This is a genomic window from Roseivivax sp. GX 12232 (assembly GCF_021272185.1).
Lineage (GTDB): Bacteria > Pseudomonadota > Alphaproteobacteria > Rhodobacterales > Rhodobacteraceae > Roseivivax.
In genome coordinates this window covers 125,991-150,193 of sequence record NZ_JAJSEC010000005.1, presented here as the reverse complement: position 1 = coordinate 150,193, position 24,203 = coordinate 125,991, and the positions used below count along the sequence as shown (strand labels likewise).

Below are 24,203 nucleotides of genomic sequence, written 5' to 3'. Positions count from 1 at the left end.
TTGCACCGAGATCGAGGAGGGACTCACCATGCCCATTGACCGCCGGGCGCTGCCCAGCCGGACCCCGGAAGGCCGCGCCTTCCGCGTGGCCCCCGTGGCCGCAGCGACCCGCGCGCACTGCGCGTGCCACGCCACCTTCACCACCGCAGCACCCCAAACGGTGCCCGCATGACCCAAGGCCCGCTCTTCACCCCGACCGACGACCCCGAGGCCCGCGCGCCCGCGCTTTCCGATCACCTCGAAGGGCAGGGCGCGCCGGGCCTCGCCGAGATCGTCCAGGCCATCGCCGAGGCCGCCCGGCCCATCGCGCTGCGCCTCGCGCTCGCGGGCCTGCCGGGTGATCCGGCGGCCAAGACCGGGCAGAACGCCAGTGGCGACAGCCAGAAGGCGCTCGACCTCGCCGCGCATGACCACATGATCGCCGCGCTTGCCCGCACCTCCGTCGTGCGGGTGGTCTCGGAGGAGGCGGAAGCCCCGATCACCCTCAACGAGGCAGGTGAATGGGACGTGGTCATCGACCCGATCGACGGCTCCGGCAGCATCGGCATTGGCGCGCCGCTGGGCCTTCTCTTCGGCATCTTCCCCAAGGGCGAGAGCGTCCTGCGTCCGGGCCGCGAGATGGCCGCGGCGGGCTATGTCTCCTTCGGGCACAGCACCGACCTGGGCGTGAGCCTCGGCGCCGGCGTGAGCCTCGCCACGCTCGATCCGCGCGACGGGGTCTTCCGGCTCACCCGCTCCCGCGCCGAGGTGCCGCCCACAACGAAGATGCTGGCCTACAACGCCTCGAACGAGCGTCACCTGGCACCCGGCCTGCGCGCCTACCTGGATGAGGCCCGGGCCGGGGTCACGGGCCCGCGCGGGGGTGACACGAACATGCGCTGGATCGCGGCGGCGGTGGGCGACCTGCACCGCATCCTGATCCAGGGCGGGGTCTTCCTCTATCCCGCCGACGCGCGCCCCGGCTATGAGCGGGGCCACCTGCGGCTTCTCTACGAGGCCTTCCCCATCGCCTTCCTGATGGAGCAGGCCGGGGGTGCGGCCTCAGACGGTGCCGGGCCGATCCTCGACCGCAGCCCCGCCGAGATCCACGACAAGACCCCGCTTTTCTTCGGCGCGAGAGACGAGCTTGCCCGTCTGCACGCCCATCTCACCGAGTAAGGAGACCCTCATGTCCCGCATCACCCTGCGCCAACTGCTCGATCACGCCGCCGAGAACGACTACGGCGTGCCCGCCTTCAACATCTCCAACATGGAACAGGGGCTGGCGATCATGGCCGCCGCGGATGCCTGTGACGCGCCGGTGATCCTGCAGATGAGCCGTGGCGCGCGCGCCTATGCCAACGACCTGATCCTGTCGAAGCTCCTGGACGGGCTGACCGAGATGTATCCGCATATCCCCGTCTGCGTGCATCTCGACCACGGCAACGACATCGCCACCTGCGTGACCGCGATCCAGCACGGCTTCACCTCGGTGATGATGGACGGCTCGCTCAAGGCCGACGGCACGACGCCCGCGGATTACGCCTATAACGCCCGGATCACCGCCGAGGCGGTGCGCATCGCCCATGCCGCCGGGGTCTCGGTCGAGGGGGAACTGGGCGTCCTCGGCTCGCTCGAGACCGGGATGGGCGACCAGGAGGACGGCCATGGCGCGACCGAGAAGCTCGAGCGGGAGCAGCTGCTGACCGACCCCGACGAGGCGGCGCGTTTCGTCGCCGACACCGGGGTGGATGCCCTGGCGGTGGCCATGGGCACCAGCCACGGCGCCTACAAGTTCACCCGCGCGCCCGACGGCGAGGTGCTGGCGATGGATGTGATCGAGGCGATCCACAAGCGGCTGCCGAACACCCACCTGGTGATGCATGGCTCGTCCTCGGTGCCGCAGGACCTTTGCGCCGAGATCAACGCCCATGGCGGCGAGATCCGCCCGACCTGGGGGGTGCCGCTCGAGGAGATCCGCCGCGGCATCCGCCACGGGGTGCGCAAGGTGAACATCGACACCGACATCCGGCTGGCGATCACCGCCGCGGTGCGCCGGACGCTGAGCGAGACCCCGGGCGAGTTCGATCCCCGGAAATACATGGCGCCGGCCATGGCCGGGGTGCGGGCGCTCTGCGAGGACCGCTTCGCAGGCTTCGGCACCGCCGGCCACGCCGCCGCGATCCGCAGCACGCCGGTGCGGGAGATGGCGCGGCGGTATGCGGCGTGAGGGGGGGTGGGGCTATGGGGTGGCGCCTTAGGTGTTCGCAGCAGCCCCGCTGCGCCTGACCTGACCGTTACGCACCACCCGCACCCTTCTTGCGCCCGAATAGCACCGAAGGTGCCGGGCGCGCGCCGGACCGGCCCGATGGGCCGGCGCTCCTTCGGGTGGCGCGCTTAGCGTTTCGCTAGCCCCGACCTTGCCGGGATAAAGCGCCTCGCTCGGAGGGCAGCAGCGCCGGCCCCCGGTCCGCCGCGCGCCCTCTGTCGGTGTTAGCCGACAGGGCGGCAGGGCGCTGTCTTTGCAGGAGGCGCTTTGCCTGACCCGGTTCCCTGGCACCCCCGCTATGGACGGCTCTCCTCTTGCGCCCGAATAGCATCGAAGGTGCCGGGCGCGCGCCGGACCGGCCCCTTGGGCCGGCGCTCCTTCGGGTGGCGCGCTTAGCGTTTCGCTAGCCCCGACCTTGCCGGGATAAAGCGCCTCGCTCAGAGGGCAGCAGCGCCGACCCCCGGTCCGGCCCGCGCCCTCTGGTGCACGGGCTTGCAGCCGGGGAAGGCGTCACGGGTTCACTGCAGACGGTGAGCGGTGGGAAAGGGCGCTGCCACCGGCCTTAATTCCGGTCGCGCAGGGCGCGGCGGTCCCGCCGCACCCCGTCATCAAAGCGGAGCCGGAGCTAGACGTCCCCGCCTCACCCCACAGCCCGCGCCACACTCACGCTGCCGCGGACGGCGCCACGCTCACGCCGCCGCGGACGTCGCCGCCGGAGTCGCCTCCAGCCCCGCGTGCAGGCGGGTGATCGACACCGCGGCCTCCGCCGCCTCGGCGCCCTTCTTCACGAAATGCTCGGAGAAGAAGCCCTCGTGTTCCTCCGTCGGCTGGAAGTGATGCGGGGTCAGCGACACCGACAGAACCGGCACGCCGGTGTCCATCTGCGCCTGCATCAGGCCCGAGACCACGGTGCTGGCCACGAAATCATGCCGGTAGATCCCGCCGTCGACCACCAGCGCGGCGGCGGCCACGGCCTGATAGCGACCGGTCTCGGCAAGCTTCCGCGCCAGGAGCGGCATCTCGAAGGCGCCGGGCACGTCGAAGACCTCGACCCGGGCCTCGGGGTCGAGCGCGGCCAGCCGGGCCTCGAAGCCCACGAGCGCGCGGTCGACGATCTCTGCGTGCCAGCGCGCGCGGATGAAGGCGAAAGTAGGGGATTTTGTCACAGCTCTGGTTCCTTTCCACATGACAAGATCCCAGAGCGTCAGAGGCGCACGGCCAAAGCCGCGCGCGTCATTCTCTCCCATCCGGACTGTCACCGTCGGCCCCGGAGTTTCACCGGATCTGCTGACCCATCCCGAGGGATGGCGCTCGCGGGCTGTCACCGCCGGTGGGGAATTGCACCCCGCCCTGAGAATGGCCTTCAGATAGCGGCTTTCCCCCCGCGCGTCAAAGGCCGGGGCGGGCAGGAGCGCCTCAACCCTTCAGGCGGAAGCGCTGGATCTTGCCGGTCTCGGTCTTGGGCAGGGCCTCGGTGAAGATCACCCGGCGGGGATACTTGTAAGGCGCGATCTCGGCTTTCACGTGGTCCTGCAAGGCCTTGACCAGAGCGTCGTCGCCGCTTGTGCCCTCGGCCAGGACCACATGGGCCTCGACGAGAGCGCCGCGCTCCTCGTCGGGCTGGCCGACAACGGCGCATTCGGCGACGGCGGGATGCGACAGGAGCGCCGCCTCCACCTCGGGCCCGGCGATGTTGTAACCCGAGGAGATGATCATGTCGTCGTTGCGCGCGGCGAAATGCAGGTAGCCGTCGGCGTCCATGACGAAGGCGTCTCCGGTGACATTCCAGCCGTCCTTGACGTAATCGGTCTGGCGCGGATCGGCGAGGTAGCGGCAGCCGGTGGGCCCGCGCACCGCGAGCCGCCCGACGGTGCCGCGCGGCACCTCGGCGCCCGCCTCGTCGATGACCTTGGCCTCGTAGCCCGTCACCGGCCTGCCGGTGCAGGCCGGGCGGTGGTCGTCGAAGCGGTTGGTGACGAAGATATGCAGCATCTCGGTGGCGCCGATGCCGTCGAGCATGGGCTTGCCGGTCTTGGCGATCCAGTCCTCGTAGACCGGCGCGGGCAGGGTCTCGCCCGCCGAGACCGCGGCGCGCAGGCTCGAAAGGTCGGCCCCGTCCTCCATGGCGCGCAGCATCACCCGGTAGGCGGTGGGCGCGGTGAAGGAGACCGTGGCGCGGTAGGTCTCGATGATCTCGATCATGTTCGGCGGCGAGGCGTTCTCGAGGAGCGTCGCCGCCGCGCCGAAGCGCAGGGGAAAGACCGCGAGCCCGCCCAGCCCGAAGGTGAAGGCCAGGGGCGGGGAGCCCACGAAGATGTCCTCGGGGGTGACGCCCAGAACCTCTTTCGCGTAGCCATCGGCGATGGCCAGGATGTCGCGGTGGAAATGCATGGTGGCCTTGGGCGCGCCGGTGGTGCCCGAGGTGAAGCCCAGGAGCGCCACGTCGTCGCGGCCCGTCGGCACCGCCTCGAACTGCACCGGTTTCTGAAGCGCCAGGCGGTCGAGCTCGGCGTCGTGGTTCGAGGTGCCGTCGAAGCCCACCACGGTCTTCAGATGCGCGCTGGTCTTGGCGCAGGTGACGATCTCGTCCATCAGCCTCGTGTCGCAGAGCGCGAAGGTCACCTCGGCCTTGTCGACGATCTTCGCGAGCTCGCCCGCGCGCAGCATCGGCATGGTGTTGACCACCACCGCCCCGGCCTTGGTGGCCGCGAGCCAGACCGCGACCATGGCGGGGTTGTTGGCCGAGCGGATCAGCACCCGGTTGCCGGGCTTCACGCCCAGGTCCTCGACCAGCGCATGGGCCAGGCGGTTGGTCCAGTCGGTCAGCTCCTTGTAGGTGCGCCGCCGCCCGTTGCCGATCAGCGCCGTGCGGTCGCCGTGGCCCTGGGCGACCATGGCGTCGGTCAGCTCGACGCCGACGTTGATGCGCTCGGGGTAGTCGAAGCCCGCCAGCAGGAAGTCCGGCCATTGCTCGACCGGCGGCAGGTTGTCCCGCGCGAAAGTGTCGGTATGGGCCGAGGGGCCCAGAAGCTCGTCCGCCGTTTGTGCCGCCATTCTACCCTCCCTTGTGCCGGCCCCGCGGGGCCCTGTCGTGCCGTCTCAGGCCCCGGCGCCGAGCGTCTGCCGCGCGATGATGACCTTCTGCACGTCCGAGGCGCCCTCGTAGATCCGAAGCGCGCGGATCTCGCGGTAGAGCCGTTCGACCACCTCGCCCGAGCGCACGCCGTCGCCGCCGTGCAGCTGGACCGCGGCGTCGATCACCTTCTGCGCCTCGTCGGTGGCATAGAGCTTGGCCATGGCCGCCTCGCGGCTGACCCGCGGCGCGCCCTGATCCTTGGCCCAGGCGGCGCGGTAGACCAGGAGCGCCGCCGCATCGACGCGCAGCGCCATCTCGGCGATATGCCCCTGGACCATCTGCAGCTCGGAGAGCGGCTGGCCCTGCACCTCGCGGGTGGTGACCCGGTTCAGCGCCGCGTCGAGCGCCCGGCGGGCGAAGCCCAGGGCGGCCGCGGCAACCGTGGTGCGGAAGACGTCGAGCACCGACATGGCGATCTTGAAGCCCTGGCCGGGCTGGCCGATCAGCGCCGACTTGGGCAGCCGCGCGCCCTCGAAGCGCAGGGTCGCCAGCGGATGCGGCGCGATGGTGTCGAGCCGCTCGGCGATGCTGAGGCCGGGCGTGTCGGCGGGCACCACGAAGGCGGAGAGGCCCTTGGCCCCCGGCCCCTCGCCGGTGCGGGCGAAGAGCGTGTAGACATCCGCGATGCCGCCGTTCGAGATCCAGGTCTTCTCGCCGTCGAGCACCCAGGCGTCGCCGTCATCGCGCGCGGTCATGGTCGAATTGGCCACATCCGAGCCCGATTGCGGCTCGGTCAGCGCGAAGGCCGAGATCGCCTTGCCCGAACGGGTGAGCGGCAGCCACTCGGCCTGCTGCTCGGGCGTGCCGAAAAGCGAGATCGCCCCGGTGCCGAGCCCCTGCATGGCGAAGGCGAAATCCGCCAGCCCGTCGTGGCGCGCCAGCGTCTCGCGCGAGAGGCAGAGCCCGCGCACGTCCAAGGGCTGCGGATCGGCAGGGTCCACGGCGGTGGCCTCGAGCCAGCCGTCGGCGCCGAGCCGGGCCACGAGGTCGCGGCAGGCGGCGTCGGTCTCGGCGTGGTCGATGGGCCCGTAGCCTGCCATCCAGGTGTCGAGCGCCCCGGCCCGGGCCTTGTGCCGGGGCTCGAGGAAAGGCCAGTCAAGGTAGCTGCGGTCGGCCATCAGTCGCCCTCGAAGACGGGTTTTTCCTTGGCCACGAAGGCCTTGTAGGCGCGGGTGAAGTCCTGGGTCTGCATGCAGATCGCCTGGGCCTGGGCCTCGGCCTCGATCGCCTGGTCGAGCGACATCGACCATTCCTGGTTCAGCATGGTCTTGGTCATCATATGCCCGAAGTTCGGCCCCGCGGCGATTTTCCCGGCCAGCTTCTGCGCCGCCTCGGAGAGCTCACCCTCGGGCACCACCTGGTTCCAGAAGCCCCAGGCCTGGCCTTCCTCGGCCGACATGGCGCGGCCGGTATAAAGAAGCTCCGCCGCGCGGCCCTGGCCGATGATCCGGGGCAGCATGGCGCAGGCGCCCATGTCGCAGCCCGCCAGGCCGACGCGGGTGAAAAGGAAGGCGACCTTGGCGCCGGGCGTGGCGATCCGCATGTCCGAGGCCATGGCGATGATTGCGCCCGCGCCCGCGCAGATGCCGTCGACCGCGGCGATCACCGGGGTGCCGCAGTTGATCATCGCCTTCACGAGGTCTCCGGTCATCCGGGTGAAGGCCAGAAGCTCCTTCATCGACATCTCGGTCAGGGGGCCGATGATCTCATGCACGTCGCCGCCCGAGCAGAAGTTGCCGCCGTTCGGGCCGAAGACCACCGCGCGCACGCTGTCGTCGTAATGCAGTTCGCGGAACCAGTCGCGCAGCTCGGCGTAGCTGTCGAAGGTCAGGGGGTTCTTGCGCTCGGGCCGGTCGAGGCAGAGCGTCGCCACGCCGTTCTCCACGCTGCAGCGGAAATGCCTGGTGTCGGTTCTCATCTGGTCTCCTCCCGGTGGCTGACGGCCTCGAAGCGGTCCGAGAGGCTGTCGGCCTCTTCGGTGTCGAAATCCTGCAGAAGCTCGGAGACCCAGCCCTCGTGGGCGACGGCCTGGCGGGCGAACTCCTCCTGGCCCTTGCGGGTCAGCCGCACCAGCGAGGCGCGGCGGTCGCCGGGCACCTGCACCCGGACCGCCAGCCCGTCCTCGGCGAGCCGGTCGACGATGCCGGTGACATTGCCGTTGGAGACCCGAAGGACGCCCGAAAGCGCGCTCATCTTCAGGCCCTCCTCGTAGCGCGCGAGCGCGGCCATGACGTCGAAGCGGGGCAGGGTGGTGTCGAACTCGGTGCGCAGCCGGTCGCGCAGGACGGCCTCGACGCGGCGGGTGCTCTTGAGCATCCTGAGCCAGAGGCGCAGCCGCGCCTTGGCGCGCTCCTCGGCGGTTCCGCCGCGCGGCGCCTGCTTGTCGATCCCGGGTGTGGTCACGCCTCCGGCCTCCTTCGCCGTCTGTGCAGATCAAAGGCTAGGCAGGGGCAAAAATTATTTCAAGCAAAAAAGGTTTGAGCTTGAAATACTAATCGACCTTGGTCAGGATCACTTCTACGGGCTGCGCCGCACCGCTGGGGCGCGGATGGAAAAATACTTGCGGGACGGGGCGATCGCGCCCTCAATGGACCGGCACTAAGCCTTGGCACGACGCCCGACAGACGGCGCGGCCACCTCACCAACACGGGAGACCATCCATGACCCTGACGACCAGACTCCTTCTGACGACCGCGCTTGCGGCCGGGCTTGCCACCACGGCCCAGGCGCAGGACGTGCCCGCCTCGGCGGAGGACGACGTGCTGAAGATCGGCCTTGTCTACACCCTGTCCGGCCCCGCCGCCGCGCTGGGCAAACAGGCCCGCGACGGCTTCATGCTGGGCGCCGAGCAGATCGGCGAACTGGGCGGCATGGAGGCCGAGATCGTCGTGATCGACGACGAGCAGCGCCCCGACAAGGCCGCCGACGACGCCCGCGAGCTGGTCCAGCGCGAGAACGTGGACTTCGTGGTCGGGCCGATCTTCTCGAACATCCTGGTGGCGATCCACCAGCCGGTGACCGAGACCGGCACGATCCTGATCTCGACCAATGCCGGCACCTCGAATTTCGCCGGGGCGGAGTGCAACGAGAACTTCTTCGTCACCTCCTACCAGAACGACCAGAACCACGAGGTCATGGGCGCCTATGCCGAGCAGCAGGGCTACCAGAACGTCTTCCTGATGGCGCCGAACTACCAGGCCGGCAAGGACAGCCTGGCGGGCTTCAAGAACTCCTACACCGGCGGCGTCGCGGGCGAGGTCTTCACCGAGCTCGGGCAGCTCGACTTCTCCTCGGAGCTGGCGCAGATCGCGGCCTTCCAGCCCGACGCGCTTTTCACCTTCATGCCGGGCGGCATGGGCGTGAACCTGGTGAAGCAATACGACCAGGCGGGGCTCTCCTCGATCCCCTTCCTCTCGGCCTTCACCGTCGACGAGACCACCCTGCCCGCGACGCAGGACGCCGCGGTCGGCCTTCTGGGCGGCCAGAACTGGGCGCCGGATCTCGACAACGCCGCCAATGAGGCCTTCGTCTCGGCCTTCATCGAGAAATACGACTACGTGCCCGGCACCTATGCGATGCAGGCCTATGACGCGGCGCAGCTGATCAACTCGGCGGTCGGCAAGATCGGCGGTGAGCTCACCGACCGCGACGCCCTGCGCGCGGCCCTGAAAGAGGCCGACTTCGACAGCCCGCGCGGCGACTTCTCCTTCGGCGTGAACAACTACCCGGTGCAGGACTTCTACCTGGTCGAGGCGGTGAAGCGCGACGACGGCCGCTACGCGACCTCGATCGTCGAGAAGATCTTCGACGATTACGTCGACAACTACGCCGACCAGTGCGGCATGGAGTGAGCCCCAAGGGCCTGACCTGAGGAGACCACGTCCATGACGAACCTCTTCGTGCTTCAACTCCTGAACGGGGTTCAGCTCGGTGTGCTTTTGTTCCTGATCGCCGCGGGGCTGACCCTGGTCTTCGGGATCATGGACGTGGTCAACCTCGCCCACGGGGTGCTCTACATGGTGGGGGCCTATTTCGTCGCCACCTTCGCGGCCTGGACCGGCAGCTTCTGGTGGGGGCTCCTGTTGATGCTGCCCGCAGCGGTGGCGGTCGGGCTGATCCTCGAACTGGTGGTGATCCGGCGATTGTACACGCGCTCGCATCTCGACCAGGTGCTGGCGACCTTCGGGCTGGTGATGATGGCCAACGAGACGGTGAAGATCGTCTGGGGCGTCTCGCCGCTCTCGGTGCCGATGCCCGAACTGCTCTCTGGGTCGGTGCCGCTCATGGGGCCGCTGCAATATCCCGTCTACCGCATCGCGATCATCGTCGCGGGGCTGGGCGTCGCGGCAGGGCTCTTCCTGATGGTGAACTACACCCGCATCGGGATGCTCCTGCGCGCCGGCGCCACCAACCGGGCCATGGTCTCGGCGCTGGGCATCGACATCGGCAAGCTCTTCGCGGTGGTCTTCACCCTGGGCGCGGTGCTGGCCTGCCTCGCGGGTGCGCTGATCGCGCCGATCCTCTCGGTCGACACGGGCATGGGGGAAAGCGTGCTGATCCTGACCTTCGTCGTGGTGGTGATCGGCGGCATCGGCTCGATCAAGGGCGCCTTCCTCGGCGCCATCCTGGTGGCCGTGGTCGACACGCTCGGCGGGGTCTTCGGGCCGATCCTCCTGCGCGAGGTGCTGGACCCGGCGGCGGCCGGGCAGGCGGGCCGGATGCTGGCGCCGATGCTGGTCTACATCCTCATGGCGGTGATCCTCTTCGCCAAGCCTGCGGGCCTTTTCGGAGGGCGCGCCTGATGGCCGAGACAACCGTCAGCGCCGCCCCGCACCGGACCCCGGCCATCGCGCCCAGGGTCAAGGCCGCCGCCGTCCTCTTCGTGCTTTTCGCGCTGGTGCCGCCCGTCGTCACCGCGCTCGGCGATCCCTTCCTGGTGCTGGTCGCGACCCGCATCCTGGCCTATGCCATCGCCGCGCTCGCGCTCGACCTGATCCTGGGCTACGGCGCCATGGTCAGCTTCGGCCATGCCGCCTACCTGGGCTTCGGCACCTACGCGGTGGCGATCCTGTCGAGCTACGGGGTCAACGACCTCTTCCTGCAGATGCTGGGCGCGATCCTGGTCTCGGCGGTCTTCGCCTTCGTGACCGGCGCGATCTCGCTGCGCACGCGCGGGGTCTATTTCATCATGATCACGCTGGCCTTCGGGCAGATGGCTTTCTTCTTCTTCATCTCGCTTTCGGCCTATGGCGGGGACGACGGCTACGGGCTGTCGAACCGCTCGACGATCTTCGGCAGCGACATGCTGGAGAACGACGTGACGCTCTTCTACGTGACGCTGGCGCTGCTGATTGCGCTGTTTGCGCTCTGCCACCGCATCGTCAGCTCGCGCTTCGGGCGGGTGCTGACCGGCATCCGCGAGAACGCCACCAGGATGGAGGCGATCGGCTACGCGCCCTTCCGCTACCAGCTGACCGCCTTCGTGATCTCGGGCTGCATGACCTCGGTCGCGGGGGTGCTCCTGGCCAACCAGGCCGAGTTCGTCTCGCCCGCCTTCATGTCCTGGCACCGCTCGGGCGAGCTGATCGTCATGGTGGTCCTGGGCGGCATCGGCACGCTGACCGGCGCCATCGGCGGGGCAGTCGCGGCGCTGCTTCTTGAAGAGTTCCTGGGCATGGTCACCGACCACTGGCAGCTCTGGTTCGGCCTGTTCCTGGTGCTCATGGTGCTGTTCAGCCCACGCGGCATCACTGGGCTCGTCGAACAGATCGGGAGGCGCAAGCGATGAGCCGCCTGGAGATGACCCATCTCGACAAGAGCTTCGGCGCGCTCAAGGTCACCGACGACGTGAGCCTGACCATCGAGCCGGGCGAGATCCACGCCATCATCGGGCCGAACGGCGCGGGCAAGACGACGCTGGTGGCGCAGCTCTCGGGGCAGCTCGCGCCGGACAGCGGGCGGATCACCCTCGACGGGCGCGACATCACCCGGGCGACCATGCCCGAGCGGGTGCACCTGGGGCTCGCGCGCAGCTTCCAGATCACCCAGGTCCTGCCGAGCTTCACCGTCCTCGAGAACGTCGCCCTCTCGGTGCAGGCGCGGGAGGGCTCGAGCTTCCGCTTCTTCGCGCCGGTCGCGGGCGAGACGGCGCTGAACACCGCGGCGCTGAAGGCCCTGGCCGAGGCGGGGCTCGACGAGCGCGCCGATCTGCCCGCAAGCGCGCTCAGCCACGGCGAGCACCGGCGGCTGGAGCTGGCTATGGCGCTGGCGACCGATCCCAGGACGCTGCTGCTCGACGAGCCGCTCGCGGGCGTCGGCGGCGAGGATGCGGATGCCTTCATCACCCGGCTCATGGGGATGAAGGGGCGGTTCACCATGCTGCTGATCGAGCACGACATGGACGCGGTTTTCCGCCTCGCCGACCGGGTGTCGGTCCTGGTCTACGGCCGGATCATCGCCACCGGCACGCCCGAGGAGATCCGCTCCGACCCGCAGGTCCGCGCCGCCTACCTGGGCGAGGAAGAGGAGGCGGAGGCATGAGCCGTGCGGAGTGCATGAGGGGGCCGCGCGGGGTGGTTCTGGCCATGCCGCACCCGGCGCGCGTCTCCTGGTTGCGGCCTGTCAGCCGCCCCGCCCACCGCGCCGCCACCACGGCGCCCCCCTTGCCACATCACATCCCCGTGCGCGCGTCCCTCGCGCCGCACCCCGGCCTCCCTGCCGCCCGCCGCAAGGCGCGCGGCGCGGGGCCCGTCCGGCCCGGCGCGGCCCCCAAGGCGTCGCACTCGCGCCCGGGGCCCTGCCGCGTGCCGGACGGGCACTTGCCGGAAAGGAGAGGCCCATGCTGACCGTCGAAGCCCTGGAAGCCGCCTATGGCGACAGCCGCATCCTCTTCGGTATCGACCTCTCGGTCGGCCAGGGCGAGGTGGTCACCCTTCTGGGCCGCAACGGCATGGGCAAGACCACCACGGTCAAGTCGATCTTCGGCATGCTGAAGCCCCGGGCGGGCCGGATCAGCATCAACGGCACCGACCTGACCGGCGCCGAGCCGCACCGGGTTGCGCACGCGGGCCTCGGCCTCGTGCCCGAGGGGCGGCAGATCTTCCCGACCCTCTCGGTCGAGGAGAACCTGCGCGCAACCGCGCGGCCGGGCAAATGGGACCTCGCCAAGATCTACGGGCTTTTCCCGCGCCTCGAGGAGCGGCGCCGCAATATGGGCAACCAGCTCTCGGGCGGCGAGCAGCAGATGCTGGCGATCGGCCGGGCGCTGATGACCAACCCCCGGCTGGTGGTGCTGGACGAGGCGACCGAGGGGCTCGCCCCGCTGATCCGCGCCGACATCTGGGCCTGCCTCGAACGGCTCAAGGCCGAGGGCGAGGCGATCCTGGTGATCGACAAGAACGTCGACGCGCTTTGCCGCTTCGCCGACCGCCACGTGGTGATCGAGAAGGGCCGCATCGTCTGGACCGGCAGCACCGCCGACATCCTCGCCACGCCCGACGTGAAGAACCGCTTTTTGCATGTCTGAGCCCAGAAGGAGACACCCATGACCATGCTGCCCGGCGTCACCCGCTCCCATACCGGGATCGACGACATCTCCTGGAACATCCTCGGCCAGACCTATGTGCCGAAGCAGAAAAGCGCCGCCTCCTTCGGCTGGCACGCCACCCTGCCCAAGGGCACCTTCGTGCCGCCGCATATCCACCCCACGCAGGACGAGTTCATCTATGTCCTCGAGGGGCGCTTCAACCTGCTCCTGAACGGGGTCGAGGCCTATGCCGAGCCGGGCGACCTGATCCGCCTGCCGCGCGGCATCCCGCACGGGATCTTCAACAAGACCGACAGCACGATCAAATCGCTGTTCTGGGTGGCGCCCTCGCGGCGGCTCTACGACCTGTTCTGGGCGCTGCACAACCTCGGCCCCGAGGCCAACCCGGCGGATGTGGTCGCGGTCTCGGCGGAACACGAGGTCGACTTCCTGCCGCCCGACGACGAGGACTGAACCCATGCGGGTCCTGATCGCGGGGGCGGGCATCGGCGGGCTCACCACGGCGCTGATGCTGCATGCGCGCGGGGTGCCCTGCGTGCTCTACGAGGCCGCCCGCGAGGTCCGTGAGGTCGGCGTCGGGATCAACGTGCTGCCCCATGCCATCGCCGAGTTCGCCGCGCTGGGGCTGCTGCCCGCGCTCGACCGGGTCGGCGTGCGGACCCGGCGGCTGACCTATCTGACCAAACACGGCCAGGAGGTCTGGTCCGAGCTGCGCGGCATGCACGCGGGCCACGAGGTGCCGCAGTTCTCGATCCACCGCGGACGGCTGCAGAAGGTGCTGCACGACGCGGTGATCGAGCGCCTCGGCCCCGAGGCGGTCCGCACCGGGCGGCGGCTCTCGGGCTTCGTGCAGACCGAGGCCGGGGTCACCGCGCAGTTCACCGACGCGGTGGCGGGCGGAGCCGCCGAGACCACCCGCTCTGAGGTCTTGATCTGCGCCGACGGCATCCATTCCGCCGGGCGCCGGACCTTCTACCCGGGCGAGGGCGCGCCCTCCTGGCAGGGCGTGGTGATGTGGCGCGGCGCCGCCGACTGGCCGATCTGGCAGGACGGCGAGAGCATGGCCATCGGCGGCGGGCTCGGCGGCAAGGTGGTGCTCTATCCGATCGCCCCGCCCGAGGGCGACCGGCAGCTGATGAACTTCGTGGTCAACGTCCGGGTGAAGGATCCCGCCGTGGCGACCCCGCCGCCCGACAACTGGTCGCGGCAGGCGCCGCTCGCGCGGGTGCTGCCGCATGCGCTGCGCTTCTCGGTGCCCGGCATGGACATCGGCGCGCTCGTCCAGGCCGCCCCGGCGATCTACGAATACCCGATGGCCGACCGCGACCCGCTGCCGCGCTGGACCTTCGGGCGGGTGACGCTTCTGGGCGATGCGGCGCATCCGATGTATCCCGTGGGCTCCAACGGCGCGAGCCAGGCGGTGCTCGACGCGCGCTGCCTCGCCGATGCGCTGGCCCGCGCCGAACACCCCCGCGCGGCGCTCTGGGACTACGAGAAGGAGCGCCTGCCGAAGACCGCCGACATCGTGCGCACCAACCGCGCCGGCGGGCCCGAGCGGGTGATCGACGTGGTCGAGAAGCTGGCCCCGGCCGGGTTCCGCGACATCGAGAGGGTGCTGACCGAGGCCGAGCGCCGCGCCATCGTCGGCGGCTACGCGGCCATGGCGGGGTTCTCTGCGGTTCGCGCGCGGCGCTAGGTCCGGCCCCCTGGGCCGGGCGAGAGGCGCTGCCTCTCGCGCTCTCCGAGGTATTTGCACCAGCTGAAGGGCTGGGGGTGGCGCGCCGGGGTCGCGGTTGGCGCGCGGAATGTGAGGGGGGGAAGGGCGGTTGCGCTTCGGGGCGGGGCTGGTCTCAGACCTCGCCGCCAGCGATGGCGATGGCCTGGCCGGTCACGCCTTCGGAGCCGGGGCCGCAGAGCCAGAGGGCGGCGCGGCTGACCTCTTCGGGGCGGATCAGGCGGCGCTGGGGGCTCATCTTCTCCAGGCTCTCGCGGGCGGCCTCGGGGCTCATGCCGGTCTTCTCGGTGATATTGGCGATCGAGCGCTCGGTCATCTCGGTGTCGAGAAAGCCGGGGCAGAGCGCGTTCACCGTCACGCCGGTCCGGGCGAACTCCAGCGCGGCGGATTTCACCATGCCGATCACCCCGTGTTTCGAGGCGGCATAGGCGGAGACATAAGGATAGCCCTTGAGCCCGGCCGAGGAGGCCACGGCGATCAGCCGGCCCCAGGGGGCCTCTTTGCCGAGGCGGCGGGCGGCCTCGCTGAGGGTCAGGAAGGCGCCGGTCAGATTGACCTCGACCATCTGCCGCCAGTCCTCGGCGCTGGTGCGGGTGAAGGGCGCGCTGAGCGAGCTGCCGGCATTGGCCAGGACGATCTCGCAGGGGCCGGTCCTGTCGAACAGCGCCGCGACCGAGGCCGCGTCGGTCACATCGGCGGGGACGGCGCTGATGCCGGGGTGGCTGGCGGCCAGGGCTTCGAGCGGCGCGGCGCGGCGACCGGCGACCCAGACCCGGGCCCCGGCCTCGGCGAAGCGCCGGGCGAGGTCGGCGCCGAGCCCGGTGCCGCCGCCGGTGACCAGCGCGGTCTTGCCACTGAGATCGCTCATACCCGGATCCCCAGGCCCTCGCCGCGCTCGGCGAGGCGACGCATCTGGTCGCGGCCGGGCAGATAGGGCAGGGGCCAGGCGCTCTCCTCGTCCTGCAGGGCGGCGGCGGCATGCAGCGTCCAGTAGGGATCGGCGAGATGCGGGCGGGCGAGGCAGACGAGGTCGGCGCGGCCCGCCATCAGGATCGAGTTGACGTGGTCGGGTTCGTAGATGTTGCCGACCGCCATGGTCGGGATGCCGCGCTCGTTGCGGATGCGGTCGGAGAAGGGCGTCTGGAACATCCGCCCGTAGACCGGCCTGGCCTCGACGCTGGTCTGGCCCGCCGAGACGTCGACGATGTCGACGCCGGCATCGCGGAACATGGCGGCGATCTCCACGGCTTCCTCGCCCTCGACGCCGCGGTCGCCGACCCAGTCGGTGGCGGAGATGCGGACCGACATCGGCTTGGCCTCGGGCCAGGCGGCGCGCATGGCGCGGAAGACCTCGAGCGGGTAGCGCATGCGGTTCTCGAGGGAGCCGCCGTAGTCGTCCTCGCGACGGTTGGAGATCGGCGAGATGAAGGAGGAGATCAGGTAGCCATGGGCGGCGTGCAGCTCGATCATGTCGAAGCCGGCGCGGTCGGCCATCTGTGCCGCGGCGACGAACTCGTCGCGCACCCGGTCCATGTCGGCGCGGTCCATCTCCTTCGGCGCGGCATGGCCCTCGTCCCAGGGGATCGGCGAGGCGGACATGGTGGGCCAGTTGCCCTCGGGCAGCGGCGCGTCCATCTCCTCCCAACCGAGCTGGGTCGAGCCCTTCCGGCCCGAGTGGCCGATCTGCATGCAGAGCTTGGCGTCGGTCTCGGCATGCACGAAACCGGTCAGGCGCCGCCAGGCGGCCTCGTGTTCCGGCGCGTAGAGGCCGGGGCAGCCCGGGGTGATCCGGCCTTCGGGGGAGACGCAGGTCATCTCGACGTAGACAAGGCCCGCACCGCCCTTGGCGCGTTCGGCGTAATGGGCGAAATGCCAGTCGGTCGGGCAGCCGTCCTTGGCCTTGTATTGCGCCATGGGCGAGACCACGACGCGGTTTTTCAGCCGCATGTCGCGCAGTTGGAACGGCGCGAACATCGGCGCGCGGTGCACGCCGTTGGCCCCGGCCTGGGCCTGGAACCATTCCTCGGCCTCGCGCAGCCACTTGGCGTCGCGCAGGCGCAGGTTCTCGTGGCTGATGCGCTGCGAGCGGGTCAGCAGTGAATAGTTGAACTGCACCGGGTCGAGATGCAGGTAGCGCTCGACCTCCTCGAACCATTCGGTGGAGTTGCGCGCGGCGGACTGCAGGCGCAGCACGTCGAGGCGGCGGTCCTCTTGGTAGGTGGTGAAGGCGGCCTCCAGCGTGGGTTTCTCGGTCACCAGTTCGGCCAGCGCGATGGCGCTTTCGAGCGCCAGCTTGGTGCCCGAGCCGATGGAGAAATGCGCCGTCGCCGAGGCGTCGCCCAGAAGCACCACGTTCTCGTGGTGCCAGGTCTCGCAGAGCACCCGGTTGAAGTTCAGCCAGGCCGAGCCGCGCAGGTGCTTCATGTTGGAGATCAGCGCATGGCCGCCGAGGTGATCGGCGAAGATCTCCTCGCAGCGGGCGATCATCTGGTCTTGGTCCATCTGGTCGAAGCCGAGCCCGCGCCAGGTGTCCTCGGCGCATTCGACGATGAAGGTCGCCGTGTCCGCGTCGAACTGGTAGGCATGGGCCCAGATCCAGCCCGCGTCGGTCTTCTTGAAGATGAAGGTGAAGGCGTCGTCGAACTTGGCGTGGGTGCCGAGCCAGACGAACTTGCAGGCGCGGGTGTCGATCTCGGGGCGGAAGGCGTCTTCGTAGGCCTTGCGGGTCTTGGAGTTCACCCCATCGGCGGCGACCACCAGGTCATACTCGCGGCGCAGGGCCTCGATGTCCTCCACTTCGGTCTCGAAGCGCATCTCGACGCCGAGCTCGCGGGCGCGGTCCTGCAGCAGGAGCAGCATGGTCTTGCGCCCGAGCCCGCAGAAACCGTGGCCGGTGGAGGTGATGGCCGTGTCTTCCTTGACCACCTTGATGTCGTCCCAATAGGCGAAATGGCCGCGGATCGCGGCGGCGCTCTTGGGGTCGTTCTTCTCGAGGTTGTCGAGGGTCTCGTCCGAGAGCACCACGCCCCAGCCGAAGGTGTCGTCGGCGCGGTTGCGCTCGATCACCACGACCTCGGCCTCGGGCTGGCGCAGCTTCAGGCTGATGGCGAAATACAGGCCGGCGGGGCCGCCGCCCAGACAGACGGTCTTCATCGCCTTGTCCTCCCAGTAGACTGTCTTCGACACTCCCAAACCCGGGCAATCATTTCAAGCCTAAAACTTTAGGCTTGAAATTTTTAGCCCGGGCGGGGACATTGACAGGGTCACGCGCGGGATCCGCGCGCCCATGCGTGGCAGGACCTAGCGCGCTTTGCCGGAAAGGACCGCCCGATGCTTCGAACTGCCGCGACAGGGAGCTGAGCCATGGCCGCCTTCGAGCACCGCATCCCGGTGATGTTCCAGCATTGCGACCCCGCGGGGATCGTCTTCTACCCGCGCTATTTCGAGATGATCAACGCCACGGTCGAGACCTTCTTCGCCGAGGCCGTGGGCTGGTCCTTCGGCCAGATGCATGTGGCCGAGCGCGTCGGCGTGCCGGCGGGCAAGATGGAGACCGACTTCCACGCCCCCTCGCGGCTGGGCGACGTGCTCGACTGGCGCCTCACGGTGCAGCGCATCGGCGGGGCGAGCCTCGATCTCGAGATCGCGGCCAGCGCCGAGGGCGAGCCGCGGCTGACCGCCCGGGTGACGCTGATCCTGGTCGACCTCGACCATATGACCTCGCGCCGCTGGCCCGAGCCGCGCCGCTCGATACTGGAAACCTACAAGGAGGAGTGAGGCCGTGGCCCTGATCCCCATCCATCCCGAGGGCTGGAAGCCCGCCAAGGGCTACGCCAACGGCATCCTGGCCGAGGGCCGCACGCTCTATGTCGGCGGGCAGATCGGCTGGAACGCCCAGCAGGTCTTCGAGACCCATGACTTCATCGGGCAGATGTCCCAGGCGCTGCGCAACATCGCCGCCGTGGTCGAAGAGGCCGGCGGCAGCGTGGAGCATGTCACCCGGCTGACCTGGTATGTGACCGACAAGACGGAATACCTCGCCCGCCAGAAGGAGATCGGCGCGGCCTATCGCGCGGTCATGGGCTATCATTTCCCGGCCATGACCATGGTCGTGGTCGCCGCCCTGATCGAGGACGAGGCGCTGGTCGAGATCGAGGCCACCGCCGTCCTGCCCGCCTGAGCGCCGCGCCGCCGGACCGGCTGGGTCCGGCCCCGGCCGCGCCTAGGCCCGACATCCTGCCCCCGGGCGCCCGAGCGGCGCCCGCCACGCCCGCCCCGGAGCCCGCCCATGTCCGATCCCTACAACCCCGAAGACGACGGCGCGCAAATGTCCTTCGACCGGGACATGAGCTACGGCGATTACCTCGGGCTCGACCGCATCCTTACCGCCCAGGCGCCCCTGTCGACGGCGCATGACGAGATGCTCTTCATCATCCAGCACCAGACCAGCGAGCTCTGGATGAAGCTGGCGCTGCACGAGTTGAACGCCGCGCGCGAGGCCATCGCGGCGGGGGCCTTCCAGCCCGCCTTCAAGGTGCTCTCGCGGGTGGCGCGGATCTTCGATCAGCTCAACTCGGCCTGGGACGTGCTGCGCACCATGACGCCCAGCGACTACACGACCTTCCGCGAGAGCCTCGGCAAGTCCTCGGGCTTCCAGTCGCATCAATACCGGCTGATCGAATACGTGCTGGGCAACCGCAACCTGAACCTGATGAAGGTGCACGACCACCGCCCCGACGTGCTGGCGCTGCTCGAGGGCGAGCTGGCGCGGCCCTCGCTCTACCACGTCACGCTCGAGGCGCTGGCCGGAGCGACCGGCCACAGCCTGCCGGACGCGGCCTACCAGCGCCGCGCGCCGCACGCCCATGTGCCCGAGGTCGAGGCCGCCTGGCGCGAGGTCTACCTTGACACCACCCGCTACTGGACGCTCTACGAGCTGGCCGAGAAGCTGGTGGACCTGGAGGATTACTTCCGCCGCTGGCGGTTCAACCATGTCACCACCGTCGAACGCGTGATCGGTTTCAAGCGCGGCACCGGCGGGACGAGCGGCGTGGTGTATCTGCGCAAGATGCTGGACGTGGAGCTTTTTCCCGAGCTCTGGAGCGTCCGAGGAGGACTTTGAGACATGCCCACCGTGACCCGCAAGGAGATGTTCCACCTGCCCGAGGGCGTGATCTATCTCGACGGCAATTCGCTCGGCCCCCTGCCGCGCGCCGTGGCGCAGCGCACCGCGACGATGATGCGCGAGGAATGGGGCGAGATGCTGATCCGGGGCTGGAACGCGGCTGACTGGATGGGCCAGCCCGCCCGCGTCGGCGACCGGGTGGCGGGGCTGATCGGCGCGCCACAGGGCTCGGTGGTCATGGGCGACACGCTCTCGATCAAGGTCTACCAGGCGCTGGCCGCGGCGCTGGCGATGCGGCCCGACCGGCGGGTGGTGATCTCGGACAGCGGCAACTTCCCGACCGATCTTTACATGGCCGAGGGGCTCTTGCGGACCCTGGGGCGGGGCCACGAGCTGCGCGTGGTCGCCCCCGAGGAGGTGACCGAGGCCATGGGCCCCGAGGTCGCCGCCGTCATGCTGACCGAGGTCGACTACCGCACCGGGCGGCGGCACGACATGGCGGCGCTGACCCGCGCCGCGCAGGACGCCGGCGCGGTGATGATCTGGGACCTCGCCCATAGCGCCGGGGCGCTGCCGGTGGATCTGACCGCCTCGGGCGCGGAGTTCGCGGTAGGCTGCACCTACAAGTATCTCAACGGCGGCCCCGGGGCCCCGGCCTTCATCTACGTGCGCCCCGATCTCGCCGAAGAGGCGCAGCCCGCGCTGCAGGGCTGGCTCGGCCATGACGCGCCCTTCGCCTTCGACCTCGACTACCGCCCCGCGCCGGGGATCGAGCGGATGCGCGTCGGCACGCCCCCGGTGCTGCAGATGACCGCGCTGGAAGAGGCGCTGCGGGTCTGGGACTCGGTCTCCATGGAGGATGTCCGCGCCGAGGCCGTGGCGCTGATGGAGCGCTTCATCTCCGGCGTCGAGGCGCGCTGCCCCGGGCTGGAGCTTGCCAGCCCGCGTGACCCGGCGCAGCGCGGCAGCCAGGTCTCCTTCCGCTTCCCCGAGGGCTACGCCGCCATGCAGGCGCTGATCGCCCGCGGGGTAATCGGCGATTTCCGCGCGCCCGACATCATGCGCTTCGGCTTCACCCCGCTTTACCTCGACGCCGGCGACATCGACGCGGCGGTCGAGGTCATCGCCGAGGTGATCGGCGAGGAGCTCTGGCGCGCCGAGGAATACCAGAGCCGCGCGCGGGTGACCTGAGCTGGGGGGGCCGATGAAGCGCCCGATCGGGCGGCGGAGGCACGCCCCGCGCCCGCCCATCGCGGGCTGAAAACGCCCCGTCGGCAATCCTCTGCCGAATCCCTCTGGAATCAGCCGCTTCGCCTTGATTCGCGCGATAGTCACCTCGCAGCGGGGTGATTCGTTTCCGCGACCACTGCCCGTTTCCGCGGCAGATGCTGCGGCGCATGGGTCACAGTTCGTGTCATATTCACGTTTTGCTTGCAGCGCGAACACGGCTTCCCGCCCGCCGGGACCGACCGCATTCACCAATGTTTCAAGGGCTTGGGCAAATCTGCCACGGTTTTTCCGGCTCTCTCCGAGGGCCGGATCCCGGTCAAGGTCAGGCTTACCGGAGTAGACGGACAACCCGGCAGCTTTTATACCGATTACGCCTCGTCAACGGCTCTTGAAATTGGACGAGGCGGACCCAGGGGCTGCCCCTGCTGCCGGGAGTTTTTATGATGTCGGACCGTCGTTTTGGTCGGGAAAGTCAGGCGCTTCTGCGCGAACGCGTGAAAGACGGCATGGCCGCCCTGAAAGAGGGCGACATCGACAGCGCCCGGGACATTTTCACCGACCTTCTCGAGGCGCAGCCCGATCTTGCGGTCGCCCACCTGGGCCTTGGCCGGGTCTTCGAAAAGCTCGACGACCCCCAGCGCGCGCTCGAGCACTTCCAGGAGGCCCAGGCGCTGAAGCCCGACCTCGTGCCGGCGCAAATCCTGAGCGCGGGCATGCTGGGCAAGCTCGGCGACACCGACGAGGCCATGGCCGAGCTGGAAACCGCCATTCACCTCGATCCCACCGCCTCGGCGGCCTACCTGCGCAAGTCGCGGCTGCTGCAGCAGAAGGGCCGCCCTGAAGAGGCGCTGGCGCTCCTGCGCGACGCGGTGCTGCACAATCCCCAGGAGGTCCGGCTGCGCATGGCGCTGGCGACGCATCTCGCCAAGGCCGGCGAGACCTCGGCCGCCGCCGAGGAGCTGCGCCGCGTCTCCGAGATCAACCCCGACCTCTGGATGCCGCATTTCCAGCTCGGCCGGATCTACCGCGAAGAGGGCGATCTTTCCGCCGCCCGCGAGGCGCTCGACCGCGCCGCGGCGCTGGCGCCCGACCGGGTGCCGGTGCACCAGGCCTTGGGCCAGGTGCAAAGCGAGCTCGAGGATCACGCCCAGGCGCTCAAGAGCTTCGACCGCGCCATCTCGCTCAAGCCCAACAACCTGCGCGCCACGATCCGCGCCGCCCAGGCCCGCGCCCAGACCGGGCGCCACCGCGACGCGCTGGCCATGCTGACCAAGCTTGGCCCGAAGGCGCGGCGCTCGGGCTTCGTGCAGAAGGCGCTGGGCGACGTCTACCTGGCGATGGAGCGCAACCGCGACGCGGTGGATTGCTACCGCGCCGCGATCCTGAACTCCGCGCAGCTCTGCGAGGCGCATCCCGAGCTCAAGACCCTGGCCGAGGCCGAGGTGCCCGAGGATGCCGCCGCCCATGCCGTTCTTCTGCGCGACAGCATCGCGCAGAAGCTTTCGGCCCGGCAGGAGCGGGGCGGTGACCGGCGCGACGCGCTCCGGGCGCGGCTCGCGGCCCGCCGCGAAGCGGCCGCCGGCTGAGGAGGGGCGCGGGATGCCTCGCAACCTCGTCCTCATCACCTACGATTCCTGCCGGTATGACAGCGTCATGGCCGCTGCGGCGCCGAACCTGCGGCGTCTGGGCGAGATCGAGCAGCGCCATGCCTATGCCTCCTGGACGGCGCCCTCGCATTACACCTTCATGATGGGGCTGGTGCCGCATCTCGCGCCCGCCAAGGTCTATGCCTCCGAGGTCTACAAGGAGGATTTCGCCAAGTGGTCCGACCGGCTCGAGATCCCCGATCTCGCCTTCGAGACCTTCCTGCCGCAGCTCTCGCTGCCGGGCATGCTGCGGCAATACGGCTACCGCACCGTGGCGCGGGTCTCGATGCCGGTCTTGAACCCGCAGACGGTGATCTCGAACGCCTTTGACGACTACAAGCTCATGTCGAACCACAATGATTTCGCCGGCATGATCGAGGAAATCAGCTTTTCCCGGGACCATCCGAGCTTCCATTTCCTGAACCTTGGAGAGACCCATTACCCCTATATGCTCAAGGACGAGGCCCTGCCGCATATCTCGGGGCTGCACGGGGTGGCCAAGACCCTCGCGCAGGGCGGCGACGCGGGCGGGCGGGTCTGTCCCGGCAAGGCGATGAGCCTTGATGAATTCTTCTCGGACGAGGTGATGCGCGGTCTGCACCAGCAGCAGATCCGCTGCGTCGACTACCTCGACGAACTTCTGGGGGCGCTTTTCGACAAGGCGCCGTCCAACACCTGGTTTATGATCATGGGCGACCACGGCGAGGCCTTCGGGGAAGGGGGCTATTTCGGGCACGGGCCGGTCATGCACGACAAGGTATTCGAGGTCCCCTTCGTGGAGGGGGCACGGCCGAGAAAGGCCAGTTTGATGTGATGTATTAGCACGGGCCGTCGCCCCGTCGGGGCCGCGTCCGGTGTGTCATAGGGGAGCGGAACGATGGCACATGACGACGACGACAAGCGCCGGGCGGCGCTGGAACGGCTGCGCGAACGGCGCGGTCCCGGGGCGGCGCAGCGGCCCTTTCTGAACAACCAGGGTGTCGGCGGCGGCGGCGGCGCGGCGGGCCCGGGCGGAGAGCGCGGCGCCTTCCTGCGCAAGATGCTGGCCGAACGCCAGGCCGGCGGCGGCGGTGCCGCGGGTGGTGGCCTCGGTGGCGGCGGCGCGCTTGGCGGCGGCGGTCTGGGCGGCGGTGGCCTCGGCGGCGGCGGTCTGCGTGAACGTCTGAAGGCCCGCGCGGCGGGCGGCGGCGGGCTTGGCGGTGGCGCCGGGCTTGGCGGCGGCGGTCTCGGCGGCGGGCTTGGGGCCCGGCTCGCGGGCGGCGGTGCCGGGGCTGCCGGCGGCGCGGGCGGCGGCCAGGACCGGCCGCTTCTCCGGCGGCTCCTGGCCGAGAAGGCCGGCGGCGCGGGCGCAGGGGCTGCGGGCGGTGGCGGTGCGGCTCCGGCCCCCGGCCAGCTGCGCGAGGCGCTGGAAGAGCGCATCGCCAAGCTCCAGGCCCGGCTCGACGCACTCGAGGGCGCCCAGTCCCAGGACAGCGACATTCCCGACGCGGAGGTGACGGAGACCACCCCGCCCCCGGCCGCGGCCAAGAAAACCTGA

At 69.8% G+C, this 24,203-nt stretch carries 23 protein-coding genes and 1 riboswitch; of the genes, 16 read left to right on the top strand and 7 right to left on the bottom strand.

Annotation, left to right across the window (positions count from 1 at the left end):
• Positions 1-168: 168 nt before the first annotated feature.
• Both LR948_RS10780 and fba read left to right on the top strand, forming a co-directional pair.
• A complete protein-coding gene (locus LR948_RS10780; protein WP_232754021.1) occupies positions 169-1,158 on the top strand; it encodes a class 1 fructose-1,6-bisphosphatase in 990 nt (329 codons plus the stop codon).
• 10 nt (positions 1,159-1,168) lie between these two features.
• Complete coding sequence (gene fba / locus LR948_RS10775; protein ID WP_232754020.1) at positions 1,169-2,209, top strand: class II fructose-bisphosphate aldolase; 1,041 nt, start codon at positions 1,169-1,171, stop codon at positions 2,207-2,209.
• Between the two features lie 728 nt (positions 2,210-2,937).
• Here the strand turns inward: fba and LR948_RS10770 are convergent.
• From LR948_RS10770 to LR948_RS10750, 5 genes are all read right to left on the bottom strand, one after another.
• Positions 2,938-3,414, bottom strand: a complete 477-nt coding sequence (locus LR948_RS10770; RefSeq protein ID WP_370634936.1) for a 6,7-dimethyl-8-ribityllumazine synthase — start codon at positions 3,412-3,414, stop codon at positions 2,938-2,940.
• Positions 3,415-3,479: 65 nt separating this feature from the next.
• Positions 3,480-3,610: riboswitch (FMN riboswitch) on the bottom strand.
• 54 nt (positions 3,611-3,664) lie between these two features.
• Complete coding sequence (locus tag LR948_RS10765; RefSeq protein WP_232754018.1) at positions 3,665-5,302, bottom strand: AMP-binding protein; 1,638 nt, start codon at positions 5,300-5,302, stop codon at positions 3,665-3,667.
• Positions 5,303-5,347: 45 nt separating this feature from the next.
• Positions 5,348-6,502 (bottom strand): acyl-CoA dehydrogenase family protein, encoded by a 1,155-nt coding sequence (locus LR948_RS10760; RefSeq protein ID WP_232754017.1) that lies wholly within the window; start codon positions 6,500-6,502, stop codon positions 5,348-5,350.
• On the bottom strand, positions 6,502-7,302 hold the full coding sequence (locus LR948_RS10755) for an enoyl-CoA hydratase family protein (RefSeq protein WP_232754016.1): 801 nt from the start codon (positions 7,300-7,302) through the stop codon (positions 6,502-6,504). The genes LR948_RS10760 and LR948_RS10755 overlap by 1 nt, the downstream gene beginning before the upstream one ends.
• On the bottom strand, positions 7,299-7,700 hold the full coding sequence (locus tag LR948_RS10750; protein WP_232754140.1) for a MarR family winged helix-turn-helix transcriptional regulator: 402 nt from the start codon (positions 7,698-7,700) through the stop codon (positions 7,299-7,301). The genes LR948_RS10755 and LR948_RS10750 overlap by 4 nt, the downstream gene beginning before the upstream one ends.
• Positions 7,701-8,044: 344 nt before the next feature.
• Here LR948_RS10750 and LR948_RS10745 point away from each other — a divergent pair, with 344 nt between their 5' ends.
• From LR948_RS10745 to LR948_RS10715, 7 genes are all read left to right on the top strand, one after another.
• Positions 8,045-9,235, top strand: a complete 1,191-nt coding sequence (locus LR948_RS10745; RefSeq protein WP_232754015.1) for an ABC transporter substrate-binding protein — start codon at positions 8,045-8,047, stop codon at positions 9,233-9,235.
• Positions 9,236-9,268: 33 nt separating this feature from the next.
• Complete coding sequence (locus LR948_RS10740) at positions 9,269-10,186, top strand: branched-chain amino acid ABC transporter permease (RefSeq protein WP_232754014.1); 918 nt, start codon at positions 9,269-9,271, stop codon at positions 10,184-10,186.
• Entirely contained in the window at positions 10,186-11,172 is a 987-nt protein-coding gene (locus LR948_RS10735) for a branched-chain amino acid ABC transporter permease (protein ID WP_232754013.1), read from the top strand. The genes LR948_RS10740 and LR948_RS10735 overlap by 1 nt, the downstream gene beginning before the upstream one ends.
• Complete coding sequence (locus tag LR948_RS10730; protein ID WP_232754012.1) at positions 11,169-11,924, top strand: ABC transporter ATP-binding protein; 756 nt, start codon at positions 11,169-11,171, stop codon at positions 11,922-11,924. The genes LR948_RS10735 and LR948_RS10730 overlap by 4 nt, the downstream gene beginning before the upstream one ends.
• 298 nt (positions 11,925-12,222) lie before the next feature.
• Positions 12,223-12,909 carry an ABC transporter ATP-binding protein gene (locus tag LR948_RS10725; protein ID WP_232754011.1) on the top strand — a complete coding sequence of 229 codons (687 nt, stop codon included), beginning with the start codon at positions 12,223-12,225 and terminating at the stop codon, positions 12,907-12,909.
• Positions 12,910-12,933: 24 nt separating this feature from the next.
• Positions 12,934-13,383, top strand: a complete 450-nt coding sequence (locus LR948_RS10720) for a cupin domain-containing protein (RefSeq protein ID WP_232754139.1) — start codon at positions 12,934-12,936, stop codon at positions 13,381-13,383.
• A gap of 4 nt (positions 13,384-13,387) precedes the next feature.
• Complete coding sequence (locus LR948_RS10715; protein ID WP_232754010.1) at positions 13,388-14,626, top strand: flavin-dependent oxidoreductase; 1,239 nt, start codon at positions 13,388-13,390, stop codon at positions 14,624-14,626.
• Positions 14,627-14,780: 154 nt separating this feature from the next.
• On the opposite strand, the gene LR948_RS10710 is transcribed toward LR948_RS10715, so the two are convergent.
• Positions 14,781-15,533 (bottom strand): SDR family NAD(P)-dependent oxidoreductase, encoded by a 753-nt coding sequence (locus tag LR948_RS10710; RefSeq protein ID WP_232754009.1) that lies wholly within the window; start codon positions 15,531-15,533, stop codon positions 14,781-14,783.
• On the bottom strand, positions 15,530-17,818 hold the full coding sequence (locus LR948_RS10705; RefSeq protein WP_232754138.1) for a bifunctional salicylyl-CoA 5-hydroxylase/oxidoreductase: 2,289 nt from the start codon (positions 17,816-17,818) through the stop codon (positions 15,530-15,532). The genes LR948_RS10710 and LR948_RS10705 overlap by 4 nt, the downstream gene beginning before the upstream one ends.
• Before the next feature lie 210 nt (positions 17,819-18,028).
• On the opposite strand from LR948_RS10705, the gene LR948_RS10700 reads away from it, so the two are divergent.
• From LR948_RS10700 to LR948_RS18945, 7 genes are all read left to right on the top strand, one after another.
• Positions 18,029-18,442: a thioesterase family protein gene (locus LR948_RS10700; protein ID WP_232754008.1), complete on the top strand. Its 414-nt coding sequence runs from the start codon at positions 18,029-18,031 to the stop codon at positions 18,440-18,442.
• 4 nt (positions 18,443-18,446) lie between these two features.
• Entirely contained in the window at positions 18,447-18,845 is a 399-nt protein-coding gene (locus LR948_RS10695) for a RidA family protein (RefSeq protein WP_232754007.1), read from the top strand.
• A 108-nt stretch (positions 18,846-18,953) separates the two neighbouring features.
• Complete coding sequence (locus LR948_RS10690; protein WP_232754006.1) at positions 18,954-19,787, top strand: tryptophan 2,3-dioxygenase; 834 nt, start codon at positions 18,954-18,956, stop codon at positions 19,785-19,787.
• A 3-nt stretch (positions 19,788-19,790) separates the two neighbouring features.
• Positions 19,791-20,981, top strand: coding sequence for a kynureninase (gene kynU, locus LR948_RS10685; RefSeq protein ID WP_232754005.1), 1,191 nt, complete (start codon positions 19,791-19,793; stop codon positions 20,979-20,981).
• 479 nt (positions 20,982-21,460) lie between these two features.
• Positions 21,461-22,606 carry a lipopolysaccharide assembly protein LapB gene (locus tag LR948_RS10680; protein WP_232754004.1) on the top strand — a complete coding sequence of 382 codons (1,146 nt, stop codon included), beginning with the start codon at positions 21,461-21,463 and terminating at the stop codon, positions 22,604-22,606.
• Positions 22,607-22,619: 13 nt separating this feature from the next.
• Positions 22,620-23,480 carry a sulfatase-like hydrolase/transferase gene (locus LR948_RS10675; protein ID WP_232754003.1) on the top strand — a complete coding sequence of 287 codons (861 nt, stop codon included), beginning with the start codon at positions 22,620-22,622 and terminating at the stop codon, positions 23,478-23,480.
• 63 nt (positions 23,481-23,543) lie between these two features.
• Positions 23,544-24,203, top strand: a complete 660-nt coding sequence (locus LR948_RS18945; protein WP_304621974.1) for a hypothetical protein — start codon at positions 23,544-23,546, stop codon at positions 24,201-24,203.

Bases quoted from the DNA above. Each gene is read 5' to 3' on its own strand.
- LR948_RS10780 (WP_232754021.1), top strand. From the start codon at position 169: ATGACCCAAGGCCCGCTCTTCACCCCGACCGACGACCCCGAGGCCCGC.
- fba (WP_232754020.1), top strand. From the start codon at position 1,169: ATGTCCCGCATCACCCTGCGCCAACTGCTCGATCACGCCGCCGAGAAC.
- LR948_RS10765 (WP_232754018.1), bottom strand. From the start codon at position 5,302: ATGGCGGCACAAACGGCGGACGAGCTTCTGGGCCCCTCGGCCCATACC.
- LR948_RS10760 (WP_232754017.1), bottom strand. From the start codon at position 6,502: ATGGCCGACCGCAGCTACCTTGACTGGCCTTTCCTCGAGCCCCGGCAC.
- LR948_RS10755 (WP_232754016.1), bottom strand. From the start codon at position 7,302: ATGAGAACCGACACCAGGCATTTCCGCTGCAGCGTGGAGAACGGCGTG.
- LR948_RS10750 (WP_232754140.1), bottom strand. From the start codon at position 7,700: ATGCTCAAGAGCACCCGCCGCGTCGAGGCCGTCCTGCGCGACCGGCTG.
- LR948_RS10745 (WP_232754015.1), top strand. From the start codon at position 8,045: ATGACCCTGACGACCAGACTCCTTCTGACGACCGCGCTTGCGGCCGGG.
- LR948_RS10740 (WP_232754014.1), top strand. From the start codon at position 9,269: ATGACGAACCTCTTCGTGCTTCAACTCCTGAACGGGGTTCAGCTCGGT.
- LR948_RS10735 (WP_232754013.1), top strand. From the start codon at position 10,186: ATGGCCGAGACAACCGTCAGCGCCGCCCCGCACCGGACCCCGGCCATC.
- LR948_RS10730 (WP_232754012.1), top strand. From the start codon at position 11,169: ATGAGCCGCCTGGAGATGACCCATCTCGACAAGAGCTTCGGCGCGCTC.
- LR948_RS10725 (WP_232754011.1), top strand. From the start codon at position 12,223: ATGCTGACCGTCGAAGCCCTGGAAGCCGCCTATGGCGACAGCCGCATC.
- LR948_RS10720 (WP_232754139.1), top strand. From the start codon at position 12,934: ATGCTGCCCGGCGTCACCCGCTCCCATACCGGGATCGACGACATCTCC.
- LR948_RS10715 (WP_232754010.1), top strand. From the start codon at position 13,388: ATGCGGGTCCTGATCGCGGGGGCGGGCATCGGCGGGCTCACCACGGCG.
- LR948_RS10710 (WP_232754009.1), bottom strand. From the start codon at position 15,533: ATGAGCGATCTCAGTGGCAAGACCGCGCTGGTCACCGGCGGCGGCACC.
- LR948_RS10705 (WP_232754138.1), bottom strand. From the start codon at position 17,818: ATGAAGACCGTCTGTCTGGGCGGCGGCCCCGCCGGCCTGTATTTCGCC.
- LR948_RS10700 (WP_232754008.1), top strand. From the start codon at position 18,029: ATGGCCGCCTTCGAGCACCGCATCCCGGTGATGTTCCAGCATTGCGAC.
- LR948_RS10690 (WP_232754006.1), top strand. From the start codon at position 18,954: ATGTCCGATCCCTACAACCCCGAAGACGACGGCGCGCAAATGTCCTTC.
- kynU (WP_232754005.1), top strand. From the start codon at position 19,791: ATGCCCACCGTGACCCGCAAGGAGATGTTCCACCTGCCCGAGGGCGTG.
- LR948_RS10680 (WP_232754004.1), top strand. From the start codon at position 21,461: ATGATGTCGGACCGTCGTTTTGGTCGGGAAAGTCAGGCGCTTCTGCGC.
- LR948_RS10675 (WP_232754003.1), top strand. From the start codon at position 22,620: ATGCCTCGCAACCTCGTCCTCATCACCTACGATTCCTGCCGGTATGAC.
- LR948_RS18945 (WP_304621974.1), top strand. From the start codon at position 23,544: ATGGCACATGACGACGACGACAAGCGCCGGGCGGCGCTGGAACGGCTG.